General features: G+C 60.0%; 18 protein-coding genes and 3 pseudogenes. 17 read left to right on the top strand and 4 right to left on the bottom strand.

Annotation, left to right across the window (positions count from 1 at the left end; genetic code table 11):
• Positions 1-52 precede the first annotated feature (52 nt).
• The 4 genes from DK871_RS05835 to DK871_RS05850 all read right to left on the bottom strand — a co-directional run bounded on the left by DK871_RS05835 (position 53) and on the right by DK871_RS05850 (position 4,879).
• The gene (locus tag DK871_RS05835; protein WP_032863778.1) at positions 53-829 is read right to left on the bottom strand and encodes an ABC transporter ATP-binding protein; all 777 of its coding nucleotides are present in this window, start codon (positions 827-829) and stop codon (positions 53-55) included.
• The gene (locus DK871_RS05840) at positions 826-2,616 is read right to left on the bottom strand and encodes an ATP-binding cassette domain-containing protein (protein ID WP_161904322.1); all 1,791 of its coding nucleotides are present in this window, start codon (positions 2,614-2,616) and stop codon (positions 826-828) included. Before DK871_RS05840 ends, DK871_RS05835 begins: the two co-directional genes overlap by 4 nt.
• On the bottom strand, positions 2,613-3,650 hold the full coding sequence (locus DK871_RS05845; protein WP_032863775.1) for a branched-chain amino acid ABC transporter permease: 1,038 nt from the start codon (positions 3,648-3,650) through the stop codon (positions 2,613-2,615). Before DK871_RS05845 ends, DK871_RS05840 begins: the two co-directional genes overlap by 4 nt.
• 80 nt (positions 3,651-3,730) lie before the next feature.
• Positions 3,731-4,879: an ABC transporter substrate-binding protein gene (locus tag DK871_RS05850; protein ID WP_161904323.1), complete on the bottom strand. Its 1,149-nt coding sequence runs from the start codon at positions 4,877-4,879 to the stop codon at positions 3,731-3,733.
• Positions 4,880-5,584: 705 nt separating this feature from the next.
• Here DK871_RS05850 and DK871_RS05855 point away from each other — a divergent pair.
• From DK871_RS05855 to DK871_RS05945, 17 genes and pseudogenes are all read left to right on the top strand, one after another.
• Positions 5,585-6,697: an amidase gene (locus tag DK871_RS05855; RefSeq protein ID WP_161904324.1), complete on the top strand. Its 1,113-nt coding sequence runs from the start codon at positions 5,585-5,587 to the stop codon at positions 6,695-6,697.
• 28 nt (positions 6,698-6,725) lie between these two features.
• Positions 6,726-7,898, top strand: coding sequence for an acyl-CoA dehydrogenase family protein (locus DK871_RS05860; protein WP_005787257.1), 1,173 nt, complete (start codon positions 6,726-6,728; stop codon positions 7,896-7,898).
• A gap of 31 nt (positions 7,899-7,929) precedes the next feature.
• Positions 7,930-8,289 carry a hypothetical protein gene (locus DK871_RS05865; protein ID WP_005787259.1) on the top strand — a complete coding sequence of 120 codons (360 nt, stop codon included), beginning with the start codon at positions 7,930-7,932 and terminating at the stop codon, positions 8,287-8,289.
• 9 nt (positions 8,290-8,298) lie between these two features.
• A complete protein-coding gene (locus DK871_RS05870; RefSeq protein ID WP_161904325.1) occupies positions 8,299-8,823 on the top strand; it encodes a nuclear transport factor 2 family protein in 525 nt (174 codons plus the stop codon).
• Positions 8,824-8,870: 47 nt separating this feature from the next.
• On the top strand, positions 8,871-10,157 hold the full coding sequence (locus DK871_RS05875; protein WP_161904326.1) for a Rieske 2Fe-2S domain-containing protein: 1,287 nt from the start codon (positions 8,871-8,873) through the stop codon (positions 10,155-10,157).
• Positions 10,158-10,159: 2 nt separating this feature from the next.
• A complete protein-coding gene (locus DK871_RS05880; RefSeq protein ID WP_161904384.1) occupies positions 10,160-10,636 on the top strand; it encodes an aromatic-ring-hydroxylating dioxygenase subunit beta in 477 nt (158 codons plus the stop codon).
• A 10-nt stretch (positions 10,637-10,646) separates the two neighbouring features.
• On the top strand, positions 10,647-11,387 hold the full coding sequence (locus DK871_RS05885) for an SDR family NAD(P)-dependent oxidoreductase (RefSeq protein ID WP_161904327.1): 741 nt from the start codon (positions 10,647-10,649) through the stop codon (positions 11,385-11,387).
• A 60-nt stretch (positions 11,388-11,447) separates the two neighbouring features.
• The gene (locus tag DK871_RS05890; protein WP_161904328.1) at positions 11,448-12,410 is read left to right on the top strand and encodes a PDR/VanB family oxidoreductase; all 963 of its coding nucleotides are present in this window, start codon (positions 11,448-11,450) and stop codon (positions 12,408-12,410) included.
• A gap of 19 nt (positions 12,411-12,429) precedes the next feature.
• Positions 12,430-12,930, top strand: coding sequence for a flavin reductase (locus DK871_RS05895; RefSeq protein ID WP_161904329.1), 501 nt, complete (start codon positions 12,430-12,432; stop codon positions 12,928-12,930).
• A 163-nt stretch (positions 12,931-13,093) separates the two neighbouring features.
• Positions 13,094-14,371, top strand: coding sequence for an OprD family porin (locus DK871_RS05900; protein ID WP_161904330.1), 1,278 nt, complete (start codon positions 13,094-13,096; stop codon positions 14,369-14,371).
• Positions 14,372-14,480: 109 nt separating this feature from the next.
• The gene (locus tag DK871_RS05905) at positions 14,481-15,065 is read left to right on the top strand and encodes a cytochrome b (RefSeq protein ID WP_256677383.1); all 585 of its coding nucleotides are present in this window, start codon (positions 14,481-14,483) and stop codon (positions 15,063-15,065) included.
• Between the two features lie 31 nt (positions 15,066-15,096).
• Positions 15,097-15,288: pseudogene (locus tag DK871_RS05910) on the top strand (IS3 family transposase); the annotation flags it as partial.
• A 385-nt stretch (positions 15,289-15,673) separates the two neighbouring features.
• Positions 15,674-16,324, top strand: a complete 651-nt coding sequence (locus DK871_RS05915; RefSeq protein ID WP_161904331.1) for a hydrolase — start codon at positions 15,674-15,676, stop codon at positions 16,322-16,324.
• Between the two features lie 284 nt (positions 16,325-16,608).
• Positions 16,609-16,869 (top strand): hypothetical protein, encoded by a 261-nt coding sequence (locus DK871_RS05920; RefSeq protein WP_161904332.1) that lies wholly within the window; start codon positions 16,609-16,611, stop codon positions 16,867-16,869.
• Between the two features lie 11 nt (positions 16,870-16,880).
• Positions 16,881-18,286, top strand: a pseudogene (locus DK871_RS05930) (cytochrome ubiquinol oxidase subunit I).
• Positions 18,283-19,269, top strand: a pseudogene (gene cydB / locus DK871_RS28970) (cytochrome d ubiquinol oxidase subunit II). The pseudogenes DK871_RS05930 and cydB overlap by 4 nt, the downstream one beginning before the upstream one ends.
• Positions 19,270-19,581: 312 nt before the next feature.
• On the top strand, positions 19,582-20,253 hold the full coding sequence (locus tag DK871_RS05945; RefSeq protein WP_161904336.1) for a glutathione S-transferase family protein: 672 nt from the start codon (positions 19,582-19,584) through the stop codon (positions 20,251-20,253).
• The last annotated feature ends 49 nt before the right edge of the window (positions 20,254-20,302 follow it).

Here is a 20,302-nt window from a genome sequence, read left to right on the forward strand (position 1 = left end):
CGCGCTTGTCGCGCCGTGTGGGAGCCATCGGGCCCCACACGGGATAGAGCAATCAGCTCGCGAGCATTTCCTGATGCTTGCTGCTCAGGCCCAGGTAGGCCTCGATCACCCTAGGGTCGTCGGCCAGTTGCCGGGCGGGGCCGTGCATGGCGATCTGGCCGGTTTCCAGGACATAGGCGTAGTCGGCGACCCGCAGCGCCGCCCGTGCATTCTGTTCCACCAGCAGGATCGATACCCCTTGCTCGCGCAGGCTGCTGATGATGCGGAAGATCTCGCGGGTCACCAGGGGCGCCAGGCCCAGGCTGGGCTCATCGAGCATCAGCAAGCGTGGCTTGGCCATCAGCGCCCGGCCAACGGCGAGCATCTGCCGCTCGCCGCCCGACAAGGTCGCGGCCAATTGCTCGCGTCGCTCCCATAGGCGCGGGAACAGGTCATATACCTGCTTGAGTGTCTGGCCGTGGTCACGCTCGCCCCGGCGGTGACGCTGGAACGCCCCCAGCAGCAGGTTGTCCGCGACGCTCATCGAGGTGAAGAGTTCGCGTTTTTCCGGCACCAGGCCCAGGCCCCGGCCCACCATCACTTCCACCTCGGGCACGCTTTGCAGAGTGCCGTCGAAGTTGACCTGGCCCCGGGAGCCCAGGACGCCCATGATTGCCGACAGCAGGGTGGTCTTGCCGGCCCCGTTGGGGCCGATGACGGTGACAATCTGCCCTTCGCCGACGCGCAGGCTGGCGTTGCTCAAGGCTTCAACCTTGCCATAGGCCACGCTCAGGTTATCGATTTGCAGCAGGGTGGTGCCGGCGTTGCACGGTTCCATTGGCATATTCATGCGTCTGCGCCTCCCAAATAGGCTTCAAGCACTGCGGGGTTGTTTTGCACTTCTTCAGGCAGGCCCCGGGCGATGGGCTGGCCGAACTCCATGACCACCACGCGATCCACCAGGCCCATGACGAAGTCCATGTCGTGCTCCACCAGCAGGATCGCCATGCCTTCGGCGCGCAGGCGTTTGAGCAGGGCGGCCAGGGCTTGTTTCTCCTGGAGGCGCAGGCCGGCGGCGGGCTCGTCCAGCAGCAACAGGCAAGGATCGGCACACAGGGCGCGGGCGATTTCGAGGATACGTTGCTGCCCCAGTGCCAGGCTCGCGGCGTCCTCCTGCAACGCGTCACCCAGGCCGACCCGTTCCAGTTGATAACGGGCTTCGGCCAGCAACTGCTGCTCCTCGGCACGGTCCAGGTTCAGGCTGGCGGCGATCACCCCCTGGTGCCCGCGCAAATGGGCGCCGAGGGCGGCGTTCTCCAGCACGCTCATCCCAGGCAGGAGCTTGACGTGCTGAAAGGTACGGCTCATGCCCAGGCGGGCGACATGTCGTGAGGTTTTGCCATTGAGGGGCAGGCCTTTGAAGTGGATATCGCCTGAGGTGGGCCTGTCGACCCCGGACAACAGGTTGAACAAGGTGCTTTTGCCAGCGCCATTTGGACCGATCAGGGCGAGGATTTCCCCGGCGTCGATGTGCAGGTTCATCTGGTTGTTGGCGACGAGGCCGCCGTAGCGCTTGGTCACCTGGTTGGCCTGCAGGATGCGGGTGCCGTGTTCGACCGCAGCGCGACGCGGCAGGGCCTGTGCCTGGGGCAACGGCGCGGTGCGTGTGCGGCCCTTGAACCACTTGCCCAGCCATGGCGTCAGGCCGCCCGGCGCGCAGTGCATCAGCAGCACGATCAGGATGCCGAAGACGATGGTTTCGTAGTTGCCGCCATCGCCCAGCAGGTGGGGCAGCCAATCTTGCAGCCATTCCTTGAGCACGGTGAGGATGCCGGCGCCCAACAGTGCGCCCCAGATACTGGCCACCCCGCCGATCAGCGCCATGAACAGGTAATCGATACCCATGCCCAGGCCGAACGGGGTCGGATTGACGAAGCGCTGGGTATGGGCGTACAGCCAGCCCGATACGGCGGCAAACAGCGCGGCGATGACAAAGATCACCATCTTCGAACGGAAGGTGTTGACGCCCATGGACTCAGCCATCAACTGGCCGCCCTTGAGCGCACGGATGGCGCGGCCTTCCCGGGAGTCGAGCAGGTTGTGGGTGATCAGCATCGCTGCGCCCAGCACCAGCCAGATCAGGTAGAACATCTTTTCCCCCTGGTCCAGGGAAATCCCGCCGAGGGAAATGGCTGGCAGCCCGCCGACGCCGGTATGGCCACCCAGGGGTTCCAGGGTGCCGAACAGATAGTAGAGCGAAAGCCCCCAGGCGATGGTGCCCAGTGGCAGGTAGTGCCCGGACAGACGCAGGGTCAGGGCGCCCAGCATCAGCGCCACCGTCACCGTCAGGGCCACGCCCACCAGCAGAGTCAGCCACGGCGAGGCACTCGCCCATTGCAGCCAGGTCGGCAGCTGCTCGGCGGTAGTCAGCCATGCCGTGGTGTAGGCCCCAAGGCCGACAAAAGCGGCCTGGCCAAAGCTGGTCATGCCGCCGACCCCGGTCAACAGCACCAGGCCAAGTACCACCAGGGCATACAGGCCGATGTAGTTGAGCAAGGTCACGTAGTAGGGGGCGAGCACCAGTGGCGCCAGGCCCAGCAGGGTAATCAGTCCGAGGATCAGGTAGCGTGGTTTCATTCGTGTTCCTCCACGTGACGGCTGGTGAGGGAGCGCCACAGCAGGAACGGAATGATCAGGGTGAAGACAATCACTTCCTTGTAGGCGCTGGCCCAGAACATCGAGAAGGCTTCGATCAGGCCCACCGCGAGGGCGCCCAGGGCGGCCACGGGGTAGCTGACCAGCCCACCCATGATCGCACCGACAAAGCCCTTGAGGCTGATGATGAAACCGGAGTCGAAGTACAGGGTGGTGATGGGGGCGATCAGAATCCCGGACAGGGTGCCGATCAGGGCGGCCAGGACGAAGGTGCTCTTGCCGGCCATCTCCGGGGAAATGCCCATCAGGCGTGCGCCCATGCGGTTCACTGCCGTGGCGCGCAGGGCCTTGCCGTACAGGGTGCGCTCAAAGAACACAAACAAGCCGATGATCAGGCCCAGGGACGCGGCGATAATCCACAGCGTCTGGCTGTTGAGCGCCACCGGGCCCAGTTCCAGGCCTTGTTCGGAGAAGGGCCGGGTCCGCGCGCCTTCCGGGCCGAACAACAGCAGGCCCATGCCCACCAGGCTTACATGCACTGCAATCGAGACAATCAGCAACACCAGCGAGCTGGCCGAGGCGATGGGTTGGAAGGCCAGTCGATAGATCAACGGCCCCAACGGCACGACCAACGCCAGGGTCAGCAGGGCCTGCAATGCCATGGGCAGTTGTGCCAGCGGCAGGTTGTTGACCAGGCCCACCATCGCCGCCGCGTAGGCGATCTTTACCAGGCTCTTGCGCGGCAAGCGCCAGGCGTGGGGGCGGCGGATCGAGGCGAGCAGGTCGAGTGCGCCATCGAGCAGGGTCAGGGCCAGCAGCAGCCAGACCAGTGCAGTGGGCTGGCCCGCTTGCAGGCTGGCCATGGTCAGGGCGCCATAGGTGACGAACTCACCCTGGGGGATCAACAGGATCCGGGTCACGGTAAACACCAGGAGAATCGACAAGGCCAGCAGCGCATAAATGGCGCCATTGGTGATGCCGTCCTGGCCAAGCAGCAAGGCTATCTGGGCATTCATAGGGCAACTCTTTGCACGGGGTCATCAGGCTTGCGGCGCCCGTCGGACACGGCTGGCCGAGCGGGCGATTGGGGGCACTCTCAGTCTTTGAGCAGGGTCCAGGTGCCATTTTTCACCTGGATCAACTCCCGGCCTCGCTCATCGAACCCACTGTGGTCGTCCGGGGTCATGCTGTAGACCCCTTGGGTGCCCGCCAACTCGTGGGTGCTTTCCAGGGCGTCACGCAGCGCCCGGCGGAACTCCACGGTGCCCGGCGCGGCCTTGGCGGCAGCCAGCGGGATTGCCGCTTGCAGCAGCAGGCCGGCATCGAAGGTATTGGCGCCGAAGGTGGCGGGCTTGCTGCCATAGAGTTTTTCGTAGGCGGCGGTGTAGTCGGCAGCGATTTTTTTCGACGGATTGCTGTCGGGAATTTCATCGAGCACCAGCATCAGGCTGGCGGCGAGGATCGTCCCTTCGACTTTCTTGCCACCCAGCTTGAGGAAGTCCGGTAGCGCGGCGCCATGGGTCTGGTAGACCTGGCCACGGTAGCCCTGGTCGAACAGCGTGGCCTGGGGCATTACGGCCGGGCTGCCAGGCGCGGCTACCAGCACCGCGTCGGGGCGTGCAGCGAGCACTTTCAGGCTTTGCCCGGTGATTGAGGTGTCCTGGCGCTGGAAGCGTTCGTTGGCGACGATCTTGATCCCATGCTCGGTCGCCAGCGCCGTGGCTACCTTGGCCCAGTTCTCGCCATACGGGTCGGCGGTGCCGATCAGGCCCAGGGTTTTTACCTGATGCCTGGCCATGTGTTTGAACAGCGCCTTGGCGATCAGTTCGTCATTTTGGGTGGTCTTGAACACCCATTTCTTCTCTGCCGTCATCGGCAGGATCACCGCCGCGGTGCCCACGGGCGACAGCAGCGGGACCTGGGCCTGGGCGACAAACGAGATAACTCCGATGGCATTGGGCGAGCCGCTTGGGCCGATGATCGCATCCACGTTGTCTTCGCTGATCAGCTTCTTCAGGGCCTTGACCGTGGCCGTCGGGTCGCTGCCGTCGTCCAGCGCGATGTAGCGGATGGCCTGGTCCCCGACCTGGGTCGGCAGCAGCGCCACGGTGTTTTTCTGTGGCACGCCGATCATGGCCAACGGGCCTGCGGCCGAGGTGATCACGCCGACCGTGACTTGCGCCTGGGCCAGGGATACGCAGGCCGCACTCAGTAGCAAGGTGGACACAGCTTTTTTCAAGAGCATGGAGTTCTCCGAAGCATTGCAAGGCTAAGCAAGCGCCCGTCCCTCGGCCCGTCTCCGCTTGAACAGCGGTCGCGATGCGCGATGGAGGCGAGCCCTTGGCGGTTGCCGCAACGGCGCGAGCCGCTGTTGATGGGCGAGTAGGGCGATAGCAGGTTGCATGCCAGAAAAATTCGGGACAGCTGTGTGAAGCAGGGTTTATCCCGGGCAGTGGTCGCTGTGTTTGTCGTTCCGGGGCGAGGCAAGCCAGCGGTATGCGAAGGCGCTAGCTCGCGGTTTTATCGCTGTTTTTTATGGTTTTTTAATCGAAAAAAATATGCAAAAAATCAGAATTATTTCGATGGTTTTTGTTGCAAGAAAACAATCGGTAACTTTTCGTTTCTGCGTATTTTTTAAGATTTTTGTGCTTCAGGTAAACAGAAGTAAAGCGTTGTCGATGTTGTTGTTTTTTTTTATCTATTTGAAATGTAAGTACTTATTATAATTTTTCGTTTGGATTTTGCGTTTTCAAGAGTGTTACCGAAATGCACGGCTCCGGTGCATCTTGTGGGAAATGTGCACCGAAAATACCCATATTTTAAAATAGATAATTCAATTGACATTTCACGTAAATATTATGATTTTAGATTTAAGCGTTGGGCAGGGGTTGATCTGTCCAGTCCACTGACAGGCGACGCACAGGCGTCACAACATTGAGCGGGAGGTGGCATGACTATCGTCGTCGAGCATATGGCGTTGGGGGGGAGTGGTCTGTCGGTGATGGTCAAGGACACGATCGACATCGCAGGCTTTGCAACCCGTGCTGGCAGCCAGGCTTTGGAGAACGCAGCAGCGGCGCAGGAACATGCCCAAGTGGTCGAGGCCCTGCTCGCGGGCAACTGTCGGATTCTCGGCAAGACCAGCCTGCATGAGTTGGCCTTTGGCACCACCGGGATCAACCACTGGAGCGGCACCGCCGACAACCCGCTGTACCCCGGGTTGATTCCTGGCGGCTCCTCCAGTGGTTCGGCGGCGGCGGTTGCGGCAGGGCTGGTGGACTTCGCCCTGGGCACCGATACGGGTGGCTCGGTGCGTGTGCCGGCCGCCTGTTGTGGCGTGTTTGGCCTCAAGCCGACCTTTGGCCGGATCAGCCGTGCGGGGGTGATGCCCGGCGTCTCCAGCCTCGATTGTGTCGGCCCCTTTGCCGCCAGCATGGAACTGTTGATCGCGGCCATGCAGGTCATTGACCCTGGGTTTATTGCCCAGTCCTGCCCACCCAATCTCAGCATCGGCGTGGTGCCCGTCACGGCGCACCCGCAGATCCTGCAAACCCTCGACGCGGCATTGGCCCGCAGCGGTTTTGCCCTGCACCCAACGCCGCTGCCTGGCATGGAGGCGGCCTACAACGCGGGCCTGGCCGTGATCAATCGTGAGACCTGGAACGCCTGTGGCCACCTGCTGCCCAGCGGCCTGCTGGGCGAGGACATCGCAGCACGCCTGCAAGCCGCGGCCTTGACCAGCGACGAAGCACTGCAGCAGGCCGAACAGGTGCGCGAAGCGTTCACCCATGAGGTGGACGCGGCCCTGGCGCAGCACCCGATCCTGGCCTTGCCCACCCTGCCCGATTACCCCCTGCAAGTGGCACAGGCGGCAGACACCCGCGCCGCCATCGGCATGACCCGCCTGGTGCGCCCCTTCAACCTCACCGGCCACCCGGCCCTGAGCCTGCCGCTGCAAGGTCCGAGTGGCCTGCCAATGGGCCTGCAACTGATCGCCGGCAAAGGCCAGGACGCGTTGTTGTGCGCCGTGGCCCTGATGATTTCGCAACGCCTAGAACAATAACCAGCCTGATTCTTTTTGGAGGTATTCCATGACTGCACTCCGTGCACAAAGTCCGAGGTCCGACCTGTCGATCATCGACGGTGAAGACTTCCAGCAACTGTTGGATGACATCCGTCGGCGCGCGCGTAGCGGTGAGTTCGACCAGCAAAAACACATCAGTCAGGACATCATCGAGCGCTTCCGCACCCTGGGTGTGTATCGGGCCCTGGTACCCAAGCGTTTTGGCGGGGACGAGTGTTCGCCGGCGCAGTTCTGCCAGATGGTCGAAGACATTGCCCATGCCGACGGCTCCGCCGGCTGGGTCGCGAGTTTTGGCATGAGCCTGGTGTACCTCTCGGCCTTGCCCCTGGCGAGTATCGAGCAGGTTTACGCCAACGGCCCGGATGTGGTGTTCGCCGGAGGGATCTTCCCGCCGCAACCGGCCGCGTTTGTCGACGGTGGCCTGGAGGTCAACGGGCGCTGGAAGTTCTCCAGCGGCTGCATGGGCGCCTCGTTGATCGGGGTCGGTATCGCCCCGAAAAATGGCGACATGCTCGGCCTACCACGCATGGCCGTAATGCCCAGGGACAAGGTGCGCATCGAGCAGACCTGGGACGTGACCGGGCTGATCGGTACCGGCAGCCACGACCTGGTGGTCGAGGGCGTGGTGGTACCGGAGGAGTGGACGTTTGTGCGTGGCGGGCCGTCGAGCCTGACCGAGCCGTTGTTTCGCTACCCGTCGCTGTCGTTCGCCACCCAGGTGTTGTCGGTGGTCGGGCTGGGCGTGGCGCGTGCTGCACTGGATGAACTCAGTGGCATGGCCAATGGGCGCATTTCGGTGACTGGCGCGCCGTCCTTGTCCGATCGCCCCCTGGCCCAGGTGGAAGTGGCCAAGGCCGAGGCGGCCTTGCTTTCGGCGCGGGCCTGGTTCTACCAGGCCATCGATGATGCCTGGAGCAGCATCCTCGCCGGCGACCCGGTGTCGGTGGAACAAACCAACCTGCTGCGCCTGTCGTCGACCCATGCCACCCGCGTGGCCGCTGATGTGGCGCGCACCGCGCAGATGCTCTCGGGGATGAGCGGGGTGTACCGCAGCAGCCCGCTGTCGCGCTTCGTCAACGACGCCCAGGTCATCACCCAGCACGCCTTTATGGGCGACATGACTTACCAAAGCGCCGGTGCGATTTTCTTCGGCAACAAGCCGTTGCCCGGCTACCTGTGACGTTCAATTCTCAAGAAAAAAGGTGACTGCAATGAGCGATACCAAAGCCTTGCGCGTGCTGTTTTGCATGGGCATCAACCAGAATTTCTTCGACGCCCCGCGGGACGAGCAACTGCAAGTCTGGGCGGCGTTCAGCCAGATGTGGAATGGCATCCATGACCTGCCGGGCGTCAAGGTGTTCGGCAACATGGATGACGACCAGAGCATGGTCGGCCCGTCCACCGGCTACCCCTGGACCACCTACCTGCTGGCGGACGTGCCGGATATCGCCAGCGTGCATGCGGCTTGCAACCTGTTTCGCAGCACCCCGGTGGGGGACGGCACCTACAAGCTGTGGAAGTACTGCAAGGTCGAGGCCCGCACCGGCCGCGAACTGATTATCCAGCGCTGAGGCCCGGCCATGAACGACTCACTCCAAGCCCTGGAACAACGCCTGGACGCCCTGGAAAGTGCCAGCGCCATCCGTGCCTGCATGAACCGTTACATGCAGCTGTGCGACGACCTGGGCGCCCACTCGCCCCTGGACGAACTGGCCGGCCTGTTCACCCCCAACGCGATCTGGGAAGGCAAGGGCAGCAAGTACCAGGAGGCCTTTGGTGGCTATCACGGGCGTGCGGCCATTCGCGGGATGTTTGCCACCTACATGGTCGAGCCCGCGCACTTTGCCCTCAACGTGCACTTCCTGACCAGCGAACAGATTGAGGTCCGGGGCCTGCAGGCCAGCGGTGCCTGGGTGATGTTGCAGACCTCGACCTTTGCCAGTGGCGCGTCCCATTTGAACAGTGCACGCCTGAGCGTGACCTTCGAGTGTGAGGACGGCCAGTGGCGGATCGCCCATTTCCAGACCGAGAACCTGTTCAGCCGCCCCGTGAGCCTGTGGAACCACAGCGCCCGGTTGCCGGTGCCCCATAAGCCGGGTGAGTGAAACCCGCATTCAAGTGAGTCGGCCCGGCGGGTCGACGAGGAGACATCGTGAATAACCTGATTCAAGCCGTGAACCTTGAAAGTTGCCCGTCCGAACGCGTCCTGCCGGACCGGGTGCACACGTCGCTGTACACCGATGCGCAAGTCTTCGACCAGGAGCTGGAGAAGATTTTCTACAAGACCTGGATCTGGGTCGGCCACGTCAGTGAAATTCCCGACGCGGGCAGCTACAAGACCACCTTCGTCGGCAAGCAGCCGGTGATTGTGGTGCGTGACCGCAAGCAGGCGATCCATGTGCTGCTCAACCGTTGCCGCCACCGCGCCGCGACGGTGTGCGAGCACAAGAAGGGCAAGACCAACAGCTTCGTCTGCCCCTACCACGGCTGGAGCTACGCCCTCGACGGTTCGCTGCGTGGCGTGCCCCATCCGGAGAGTTACGCCGACATGCTGGACAAGGGCGAGCACCCCTTGGTGAGCCTGCGGGTCGAGCAATACGCGGGGATGATTTTCGCCACCTTCAACGACGCCATCGAGCCGTTGGAAGACTTTCTCGGCGCGGCGAAAAAATGGATGGACCTGTTTATGAAACAGGGCGGTGGCTATCCGATCAAGGTCGCCGGTGAACACCGCTTCCGCTTCCCCGGCAACTGGAAAATCCAGCTGGAAAACACCACTGACGCCTACCACTTCCCGTTGGTGCACAAGTCGTTCCTGTCGTCGGTGGATAAGCAGACCGAAGAAATGCTCAATTTTGTCGGCGGCAGCGGTTATGTCGAGGACCTGGGCAACGGCCATAGCGTGATGGTGATGATCCCCGACCTGATCGACCTGGAAGCCAACCTTGAGTTGCCGATCCCGGCGCGTTTCGAAGAACTGGCCGGGCAACTGCGCGAAGAAGGGCATGACGAGCAAGCAGTGCGGCGCATCGTCCGCGCCGTGGGCGGCTCGGGGTTCAACCTCAATCTGTTCCCCAACATCGCGTGCTCGATGGCGTTCTTCCGGGTGCTGCAACCGATTGCCGTGGACGAGACCGAGATCCACCACGCAGTGATCACCATGGACGGCGGCCCGGCGGTCGCCAACCGCTACCGCTTGCGCCTGCATGAGCACTTCCAGGGGCCGATGGGCTTTGGCACGCCAGACGACTCCGAGGCGTGGGAGCGGGTGCAGAAGGGCGCCAGCGCCGGCACCGACCTGTGGGTCATGCTCAATCGCGGCCTGGCGGGCGAGCAGGCCAGCGCCGATGGCCTGGTCAGTGATGTCAGCGCCGAAACCGGCATGCGCGCCGGCTATCAGCAGTGGAAAAAAATGATGTCGGCCCAGGAGACCCAGTGATGATCAACCTACAACTGCTCAACCAGGCCAGCGCCTTTATCTGGCAAGAAGCGGACATGCTCGATCACGGTGAGTTTGAATCATGGCTGGCGATCTGGACCCAGGATGCGACCTACATCATCCCCATCGACCCGCTGGAAACCGACTTTGAGAACACCCTCAACTATGCCTATGACGACCATCACATGCGCCAGTTACGGGTCACACGCCTGACCAGCGGCGAGTCGATTTCCACCACGCCACGGGCGCGCACCGTGCGCACGCTGTCACGGTTTCGCCTGCTCGCCGATGACGGCAAAACCGTCACCGTGCGCTGCGCACAGAACCTGCGCGAATGCCGCAAGGACGTGCTCAAGCACTACACCGCCGATATCACGTTCGAGCTGCTGCGTGACGGCGACAGTTTCAAGATCCAGCGCAAGCTGATCCACCTGATCAACTCCACCGACACCCTCGCCGGTATCGGTTACATCCTGTGAGGGCGTCGGCATGACATACATAGCCTTAGTGACGGGCGCTGCCCAGGGCCTGGGGTACGCCATCGCCGCCCAGTTGTACGCGGCGGGGTATGCGGTGGTGCTCAGCGACCTTTCCCTGGCGGCGGCAAACGCCAGTGCCCGGCGCCTGGACCCGAGCGGCGAGCGCGTGTTGGCGCTACGTCTGGACGTGGGCTGCAAGGCCGATTTCGAGCAGGCACTGGCGGCGACCCTCGAGCGTTTCGGTGCCCTGCATGTGTTGGTCAACAATGCGGCCATGACCCTGGCAACGCCGTTGATGCAGATCAGCCCAGAGGAGTTCGAGCGGGTCACCAACATCAACCAGCGCGGCACCTTTGTCGGTTGCCAGGTATTGGGGGCTTACCTGGCTGACCAGGGCTATGGGCGGATCATCAACATGGCGTCCCTGGCCGGGCAGAACGGCGGGACTGCTACCGGTGGGCATTACGCGGCGTCCAAGGGCGCGATCATCACCCTGACCAAGATCTTCGCCAAGGAACTGGCGGCACGCGGGGTGACGGTCAATGCCATCGCCCCGGGGCCGATCGACTCGCCGGCAGTGCATGCCGTGGTCGCGCCCGAGCGCATGGAGCAACTGCTCGAAGCGATCCCGGTCAAGCGCCTGGGCAGTGCCGATTACATCGGTCGCCTGGTGGTGCAACTGGCGGAACAGGATGCCTATTTCGTCACAGGAGCGACCTGGGACGTCAACGGCGGGCTATTCATGCGCTGATGCGACAACGGGCCGACCGTGATCGGCCTTGGCCAATAATAACCAGCGGAACGAGCCGATATGAGCGTGCAAACATTATTGAAAGTGGTGGTGCAAAAACGCCAGGAACAGGGCCAGGGGGTGGTGGTCCTCGACCTGGCCGACCCTGATGGCCAGGCGTTGCCGGCCTTCGAGGCCGGGGCCCATGTGGACATTCACCTGCAAGCGGGCCTGGTCCGCCAGTACTCGCTGTGTGGCGACCCGGCCAATTCCCGGGTCTATCGCCTGGGCGTGTTGAAAGATCCGGGCTCGCGCGGCGGCTCCCTGGCGGTACACGAGCAACTGCTCGAAGGCCAGGTGGTACAGATCAGCGCGCCGCGCAACCTGTTTCCCCTGGCGGCCGATGCGCAACGCTCGATCCTGATCGGCGGTGGTATCGGCATCACGCCCATGGTGGCCATGGCGTATGCCTTGCAGGCCCAGGAGCGGGAATTCCAGCTGCACTATTGCGCGCGGTCACGCAGCCTCTGCGGCTTTATTGACGAGCTGCAGCACGCGTCATTCGCGTCGCGGGTACACACCCATTTCGATGACGAAGACCAGGGGCAACGGCTTGATCTGCAAGCGGTGCTCGGGGTGCCGGGCGCTGGGGTTCATGTCTACGTCTGCGGGCCGGCCGGCTTCATGGATTGGGTCATCAGTGAGGCGGCCAAGGCCGGTCATGCCCAGGACCATATCCATCGTGAGTACTTCCAGGTCGAGGTCGATAGCAGCGGCCAGGGCTTTGAAGTGGTCGCCGCGCGCAGCGGCAAGCAGGTGCAGGTGCAAGAAGGCCAAAGCATCCTCGATGCCCTGGCCAGTGTCGGTATCAAGATTGAAATCTCCTGCGAGCAGGGGGTGTGCGGGACGTGTCTGTGCGATGTGCTGGAAGGTGAGCCCGACCATCGGGATGTCTACCTCACCGACGACGAAAAGGCCGCCAATGACCAGATCCTGGTGTGTTGCTCGCGGGCCAAATCGAAAAAACTGGTGCTGGACATCTGAATTGGCGGAGGGCAAGACCATGGTAGATACAACAGGTTTTCGCAATGCAATGGCATTGCTCGGCGGCGCCGTCTCGGTGATCGCCACCGATGGCGCAGCCGGGCGCTTCGGCTTTACGGCCTCGGCGGTATGCAGCGTGACGGATCAGCCGCCGACCCTGCTGGTGTGCATGAACCGGGCGTCGACGTCCAATATCAACTTCAAGAGCAACGGTGTGTTGAGTGTCAACGTACTGACCGCCGATCACCAGGCGATTTCCGGGGTGTTTGCCAACCGTGACATGAACACCGAGCAGCGTTTTGCCTGTGCCCAGTGGGTGACCCTGGAAAGTGGCGCGCCGATTTTGCAGGCGTCTCTGGTGAGTTTCGATTGCCGCATCGCCCAGGCCCATGAGGTGGGCTCCCATACGATTTTCTACTGCGAGGTGCTGGGTATCTGCAATGGCGAAAGCCAGGAAGGCCTGGTGTATTTCAACCGTGCCTATCATCGCCTGGGGGACGCATCGAAGGCCGCTTCTTGATCGTTGCCAACTAACTTGTCCGGTTCTCCAAAACAACAATAAGCGTACCCCGCACGCATGCGTCTTTTTGCAGCAAGTGGTTATAAAAACAAGACTGCGGATTAACTACCCATTAGTGATCTGCCCCACTCAAATGTTTTGCGCGCATATAAAGGAACCACCGATGCCTCTTGAAAATAGAATGGCCCGCGACTGCGTGTTCGTCGGCCTGCTGGGCTGCCTGACGCCGCTATTTGCCCACGCCGACTTTATCAACGACCGTCAAATCAGCCTTGGCCTGCGTAACTTCTACCTGGACCGGGACTTTCACCAGACGGATGCACCCAAGTCCCGGGTCGGCAGTTGGACCCAGGGTTTCGACTTCAAGGCCGCCTCAGGCTACACCGAAGGCCCTGTGCAGTTCGCCCTCGATCTCTACGGGCAGTATGCGTACCGCCTGGACGGCGGCGGCGGGCGCGGGCCGGACTCGGTGATCCCCTACGACGACAGCCGTGGCGAACCGGTGCAGGACTACGGCCGGGCGGCGTTCGCGGCGAAAGTCCGCTATTCGAAAACCGAATTGAAGCTGGGCGAGCACCGCCCGACCTTGCCGGTGGCGTATTACGACGATACCCGGCAATTGGTGACCACATTTAATGGGGTCAGTATCGAGTCCAAGGACATTGATAAGTGGACATTGACCGCCGGGCGTTTCAACCAGATCAGTTCACGGGAATCATCCGACCGCGAAAAAATGTACCTGTTTAATGGCCCGGATATAAAACGCCGCAGCGACGGCCTGAACTTCGCCGGTGCCACTTATGCACTGACCCCACAGTTATCGGCGACGTATTTCTACGGCCAGTTGGAAGATATCTACCAGCAGCAATACTTCGGCCTGAGCCATGACCTCGACCTGGGTGGCGGCTATGCCTTGAAAAGCGACCTGCGTTATTTCGATAACCGCGAAGATGGCAAGGCGCTGTACGGAAACATCGACAACCGCTCCTATGGCCTGATGACCGCCTTGAAAAAGGGCGGCCATACTTTTGGCGTCGCCTACCAGCGCATGCTCGGTGACAGTGGTTTCCCCACCATCAACGGCTATGCACCCCAGCCGTACCTGGTGAACTGGTCCGTGGTGTCTTACGTCAAGCCCAATGAGAGCTCCTGGTCAGTGAGTTATGACTACAACTTCGCAGCGATGAGCGTCCCGGGGTTGAAGTTCAAGACTCGCTACTTCCGCGGGACAGGCATCGACCGTGGCAACAACGCCCTGGACCAGAACGTGGAAAGCGAACGCTGGCTGGCCCTTGGCTATGTGGTGCAGGCCGGGACCTTCAAGAGCCTAGGGCTGGAGTTGCGTCGCTTCGACGTCAAGACCCGCTACGGCAGTGGTGGAGCGGCGGGCGCCGACTACACCGAAACACGTTTGATCACCACCTATGTGCTCAAGTTCTAAGCACATTGGCTAATGGGGGTACGCAATTGGGTGCATGCCAATGAATCGATGGAGTCGATAATTTCTAGCAATAATTACGTTTTTTTTGATTTTTTTCAAAGGCAATAATATGCGCTCAATCATGCCGGAAAAGGTAGAGGTTTTGGCAAAAGCTCAGAACTACACAAGTCTTGCGAAGTGGTTGCATTGGGGTATGGCACTCCTCTGGGTCGGCGCCTGGCTCATTGGAATCCTAGCAACTCACTGGCGTGATGAGTTCAATGCCCACCATGAGCTGACATTCCTGCACAAAGCTCTGGCAAGCCCGTTGCTATTTTTGATTGTAGTGCGTATCGCTTGGAGGATTACTCACCCCGCGCCGGTTTTGCCTGAGACAATGAGCCCACTGATGAAGCGGGGTGCCTTGCTTGGCCACTTGTTGCTTTACGGAGTCGCTCTGATTGGTTTACCACTCTCCGGGTGGTATTGGAGTTCGGTAGCGGATAAACCCATCTCGGTGGCGGGGCTCTTTCTACTACCGCCCCTGGTCGATCCAGATCAAAGTCTCTATGAGTTGGCGAAAGCGATTCATACCTACATCTCTTGGCTATGTGGAGCTTTGGTGGGAGGGCACGTTCTCGTGGCACTCACGCATCACTTCGTACAGAAAGATGAGGTGCTCAAAGGCATGCTGCCTCGCCGTAATAATCCGTAACATCGCTTGCAAACAATGCTTCTTGTGCGTTGCTGTGGCCGAGAGCTTTTTCCAGTTTCTGAAACGGGAACGGATCAAGTGAAAAATTTACACCACGCGGGAAGAAGCTCGTAGCGATGTGTTCGATTACATCGAAATTTTCTACAACGCAAAACGCCGCCATGGTTTGAACAATCGGCTGTCACCGGTAGAGTTTGAAAAGCGTTACACAATGAGCTTGTAAGCCTACCCACTAGGGGCTCCGGACCGTTCCATTTTTGAGATGGTGAAGCTTAATTCAACCACTACCGGACAGTAGTAGAGGCTACTAATGTGGCCTCAATATCTTTCGGGGGGGCATCATGAGAAAGATGTGCCCAAATCACCGTCAGATTGGTGCTGGTTTTCGGGGCGATCGCTGCTTCTAATCAACTTCCTGGGCCTTTGAACTGCATCGCGACTGATGCACGATATCGAAAGCTTGGGAACCTTGTTCTCCAACCACATCCCGAACTATCGCAACCTGTTCACCCGCTACAACGTGTTAACTGAAGGTAAGCAAGTCCAGGTTGGGGGGCTGTGCGAGTACCGGCAATCTCCGTTTTAGTCCGATATTAAGGAATGTTCAGATGACAAAGAGTAAGGTTCCATCCAACGACCCATTGTTGACGGCGGACAATCACGCACTGCTGTTGATTGATCATCAGTACCTCCAACTGCTGGCTGTTCGCTCTCATTCGGCAGAAACGGTGGTTACCAACACCACCTTGCTGGCCAAGGGGGCGAAGATCTTCAATGTCCCGACGCTGCTGACCACCGCCTACGCCGAACGCCAGGAGATTTTCCAGGAATTGCAGGGGGTGTTTCCCGAACAGCAGCCGATCGACCGCACCAGCCTGAACTCCTGGGACGACCCACGGGTGCGCAAGTGGGTGGAGAAAACCGGCAAGAAAAAGCTGGTGATTGCGGGTTTGTGGACTGAGGTCTGCTTGAGCTTTGCGGTGCTGAGTACGCTGGCTGAAGGGTATGAGGTGTATATCGTCACCGATGCCGCGGGTGGGGGCAGTGTGGAAGGTCATGAGCGGGGTGTTCAGCGTATGGTGCAAGCCGGCGCTCGACCACTGACGGCAGCGGTCTATATCAGTGAGTTGCAACGAGACTGGTCCCGTGAAGAAACCGCCGGTGATGTGGCCAAACTCTTTGCCGAGTTGGGCGGTGCTTTTGGTCAAGGGTTGCGCTGGGAGTGGCAACTTCTTGGGCTTAAAGAAGGGACTCGATAAGGTTGCAGCAAGACAGGGGGCTTTGTCATTATCGGATGCTTAATGTATTCAGCACTTTGTTCGGTTCAAGTCGCAATAGATGGCTAAGTTAACAAGAATCTCTTAAAGAACCCCTGAGTCTGGCGCGCTATATCGCTGTATATGGCGTGCTTGGACGCTCGTTAGTGAAGTGATAACAAGCAAAGTCGCAAGCTTCTATGGGCGAGCCCTTTGTCCAGCCGTGCTGAGCGATGTTATTCAGGCCTCACTCCTCATCAACGATTACTGTCTATCCTGGGGATGCCATGAATACGGCAGAAGAGCGTTCATCAGTCAGTCGCCGACGGCGGGCTCCACATTTCAAAGGTGCCAACACCGGCTCAGTCAAGACAGGGGTGCTGGTAGCGATCGGCATTCCCGTCGGCCTGATCTGGGCCGGTGCTGCCTTGAACCTGTTCGGTGACACGGTGGGGGTGATCTCGGTAGTGACGTTTGTCGTGATCGCGGCCCTGTCGTGGAAGCGCACGGACTCTTCGGTAGACTCGTCCAGCGACCAGGGCGATTGAGGGGAAATATTATGGAATTTGATCCGCTTCTTCTCTCGCGAATACAGTTTGGGCTGACCGTTACCTTCCATATCATCTTCCCAACCATTTCCATTGGCTTGGCTATGTTCCTTACCGTGTTCGAAGGGCTATGGCTGTGGACTAGAATGAACTCTACCGGCGGATCTATCGCTTCTGGGTGGTTATTTTTGCCATGGGCTTCGGCGTTGGGGTAGTCACCGGGATTGTGTTGTCCTTCCAGTTCGGTACCAACTTCGCAACCTTTGCCCGGCTGGCGGGCCCGGTGATCGGCCCGCTGATCGGCCTTGAAGTGCTCTCGGCCTTTTTCTTGGAGGCGGGATTCCTCGGCATTATGTTGTTTGGCATGGGCCGTGTGAGTCCCCGGATTCATTTCCTGGCCACTTTTATGGTGGCGCTGGGGACTACGATCTTCGCGTCCTGGATCATGGCGGCTAACTCGTGGATGCAGACCCCGGCTGGATTCGAGGTCATCGAGGGTCGCTATGTGGTCACCGACTGGCTAGAGGTGATCTTCAACCCGTCTTACCTTTACCGGCTCCCGCACATGCTGTTGGCGGCTTACATCACCGCCTCGCTGTTGGTGGCGGGGGTCGCCAGCTGGTATTTGCTGAAGGGGCAGCATCGCGAGTTCGCACGCAAAACGCTTTCCATCGGGACCGGCCTGCTGAGTCTGTTAATCGTCGTGCAGATGTTCGTGGGTGACGCCGTGGCCATGAAGATGATTCCCTATCAGCCCTCGAAGTTTCAGGCGCTGGAGGGGAACTGGGACACCACGCGTTCGGCTCCGTACCTGCTGTTCATCATTCCCGATCAGGCCGCGCAGACCAACCATATGCAGTTCGGTATTCCTTACTTGGGCAGCTTGTTTATTTCGCACACCCTTGATGGCCCGGTACCGGGGCTGAAAGAAACCCCGCGTGAATTGCAGCCACCGATGGGGCCAGTGTTCTACGCCTTCCGCCTGATGTTTGTGCTGGGGCTAACGCTGTTTGCCATGGCCTGTGTCAGCATCGTTCTGCGCTGGCGTGGTCGGCTGTTTACCTCGCGCGGGTTTCACAAGACCATGGTGATCCTCTCGCCAGCGGGCGTGGTTGCTACGGTCGCGGGCTGGTACACCGCGGAGATTGGCCGACAGCCCTGGACCATCTTTGGTCATCTCAAGACGGTCGATGCGGTGTCACCGGTCACCGGTAGTTCGGTGATGACCTCGCTGGTGCTCTTCAGCGTGGTGTACTTGGTCTTCATGGTGGCGTTTCTCACGCTCACGCTCCGCTTCATCAAGCGTGGTCCTGAAAACGTACCGGAACACTCCACTGTCAGCGGGCAGTCCCGCCGCGGCTTTATGATTGACGAGGCGGCGGATGGCAGCCTGTCTACCGAGGGCGAACGGTCATGACGCTGACAGTCTTTGCGGCCACAGTGGTGGTGTTTGCTCTCATCATGTACGTACTGTTGGATGGGTTCGACCTGGGGGTTGGCAATTTGGTGCTGACAACCTTCGATGAAACGGAGCGGGACGCCATGGTGGAGTCTATTGCCCCGGTCTGGGACGGCAATGAAACGTGGCTGATCCTGCTCGGGGTGACGCTGTTGGCGGCTTTCCCGCTGGCCTACAGCACCATTTTGCCGGCGCTTTACCTGCCGGTGATGATTATGCTGTTGGCGCTGGGTTTTCGCGGCGTGTCCTTCGAGTTTCGTGCCCAGGCCACGCGCAACCGGCGGTACTGGGATTACGCATTCTTTAGCGGCTCCGTTATCGCGAGTCTGTGTCAGGGGCTCATGCTCGGGGGCGTGCTCAGCGGAGTGCCAATTAATGGCATGGAGTCCGCTGGCGAAGTGTCGGTATTCAGTGTGTTCGGCATCATGATCGCCATTTTGACTGCTGTGGCTTACACCATGCTGGGGGCCGCCTGACTCAACTGGCGAACAGAGGGCCGCCTCCAGCAGAGGGCGGCCTGGCAAATGCAGGCGTCCATGCTGGCCTTTGCCGCGCTGGCTTGCGCTGTGGTGACCTGGGTGCTGTACACCGACAGCCGGGCAGGGCAGACGTGGCGCGAGACCCCCATCCTGTCGGTCGTATTCGGTGCCCTGGCGGTTGCATTATGGCTGATCAGTTGGTGCTCCATTGCCAACGAACAGGGGCGTGCACGCGCTTTCTCGATGCTGTTGGTGGCGCTATTCCTGGTGGGTATCGTCATTACGGTATGGCCGTACATTGTTCCGTACTCCATCACCATCTGGGAGGCCTCGGCGCCTTCCAGCAGTCAGCAACTGTTGATGACCGGGGTTGTGATCATGCTGCCGATGGTGCTGGCTAACACCATCTACGTGTACTGGACGTTCCGGCGCAAACCACCGGTCAGTGCCGGGAGCGAGTAAGGCCCTGTTGAAGCGACTGCGCATCAAGCCCGAAACGGCCTGGGCAATCGGGCTCTACATGGTCGGTGTGCTGACCATGGCGGTAGTCTCCTACGGATTGCGGTTCCTCATTGCTTGATGCCATGGAAAGCCTGGCTGAGCGCGAGGTTTAAGTAACCCTCGAGTAACTGGAATTTGATATAAGGAGAGTCTGTCCGGGTGTTATTTCTTATTGATTGCGCTAATGTGGCTAACGTAAGAAGTTAGCTTGCCAACTATCCATATTGATTGTTTGGTATAGCGTGGTCTATCACTTGAGTGAGGTAGCTTTGAATGAGATTTTATTATCATCCTTCGCCAAACCCTGCAAAAGTCGCCTTGTTTTTAGAGGAAGCGGGGCTGTCTTATGAGTTGATTCCGGTTGATACAGGAAGGGGAGAGCAGCATTTACCCGATTACATTGCTATAAACCCTAATGCTAAAACACCCGCTCTACTGGATGGCGATGCCGTATTGTTCGATAGCAGTGCGATCTTGTTGTATCTGGCACAAAAGACGGGTAGGTTCCTTGGCTCGGACACTGACCAGACACGGGCGCAGATGTACTCTTGGTTGATGTTCGTCGCCAGTGGTATTGGTCCGTTTTCTGGGCAGCTTGTACACTTTCGATACTTCGCACCAGAGCCCAAGGATTATGCACTGAATCGTTATGAGTTCGAAGCTTGGCGGCACTGGCGAATTCTGGAAGCGAGACTTTCGCAAATGCCGTACATGCTCGGTGATGAATACAGTCTGGTGGATATGGCTGTATGGGGTTGGGCGCGGGCGGTTCCATTTGTGCTGGGGGAACATGCATGGGATGAGTTGCCGAATGTCAAACGCTTGCTCGATGAAATAAGTGCACGCCCGGCGGCTCAGCGTGTCGAAGCGTTAAAAACCCAATACTCGTTCAAATCAGATATTGATGATGAGACACGTAAGGCGCTATTTCCGCATTTGAATTGAGATGGGTCGTGCTTTATGTTGGGCGATGTAGCCAATGAAATGGCAGATA

Source organism: Pseudomonas sp. L13, assembly GCF_009935965.1.
GTDB classification, from domain to species: Bacteria; Pseudomonadota; Gammaproteobacteria; order Pseudomonadales; family Pseudomonadaceae; genus Aquipseudomonas; species Aquipseudomonas lactis.

Bases quoted from the DNA above. Each gene is read 5' to 3' on its own strand.
- DK871_RS05835 (WP_032863778.1), bottom strand. From the start codon at position 829: ATGAATATGCCAATGGAACCGTGCAACGCCGGCACCACCCTGCTGCAA.
- DK871_RS05840 (WP_161904322.1), bottom strand. From the start codon at position 2,616: ATGAAACCACGCTACCTGATCCTCGGACTGATTACCCTGCTGGGCCTG.
- DK871_RS05915 (WP_161904331.1), top strand. From the start codon at position 15,674: ATGACAAAGAGTAAGGTTCCATCCAACGACCCATTGTTGACGGCGGAC.
- DK871_RS05920 (WP_161904332.1), top strand. From the start codon at position 16,609: ATGAATACGGCAGAAGAGCGTTCATCAGTCAGTCGCCGACGGCGGGCT.
- DK871_RS05855 (WP_161904324.1), top strand. From the start codon at position 5,585: ATGACTATCGTCGTCGAGCATATGGCGTTGGGGGGGAGTGGTCTGTCG.
- DK871_RS05850 (WP_161904323.1), bottom strand. From the start codon at position 4,879: ATGCTCTTGAAAAAAGCTGTGTCCACCTTGCTACTGAGTGCGGCCTGC.
- DK871_RS05845 (WP_032863775.1), bottom strand. From the start codon at position 3,650: ATGAATGCCCAGATAGCCTTGCTGCTTGGCCAGGACGGCATCACCAAT.
- DK871_RS05900 (WP_161904330.1), top strand. From the start codon at position 13,094: ATGCCTCTTGAAAATAGAATGGCCCGCGACTGCGTGTTCGTCGGCCTG.
- DK871_RS05945 (WP_161904336.1), top strand. From the start codon at position 19,582: ATGAGATTTTATTATCATCCTTCGCCAAACCCTGCAAAAGTCGCCTTG.
- DK871_RS05870 (WP_161904325.1), top strand. From the start codon at position 8,299: ATGAACGACTCACTCCAAGCCCTGGAACAACGCCTGGACGCCCTGGAA.
- DK871_RS05860 (WP_005787257.1), top strand. From the start codon at position 6,726: ATGACTGCACTCCGTGCACAAAGTCCGAGGTCCGACCTGTCGATCATC.
- DK871_RS05905 (WP_256677383.1), top strand. From the start codon at position 14,481: ATGCGCTCAATCATGCCGGAAAAGGTAGAGGTTTTGGCAAAAGCTCAG.
- DK871_RS05890 (WP_161904328.1), top strand. From the start codon at position 11,448: ATGAGCGTGCAAACATTATTGAAAGTGGTGGTGCAAAAACGCCAGGAA.
- DK871_RS05895 (WP_161904329.1), top strand. From the start codon at position 12,430: ATGGTAGATACAACAGGTTTTCGCAATGCAATGGCATTGCTCGGCGGC.
- DK871_RS05885 (WP_161904327.1), top strand. From the start codon at position 10,647: ATGACATACATAGCCTTAGTGACGGGCGCTGCCCAGGGCCTGGGGTAC.
- DK871_RS05865 (WP_005787259.1), top strand. From the start codon at position 7,930: ATGAGCGATACCAAAGCCTTGCGCGTGCTGTTTTGCATGGGCATCAAC.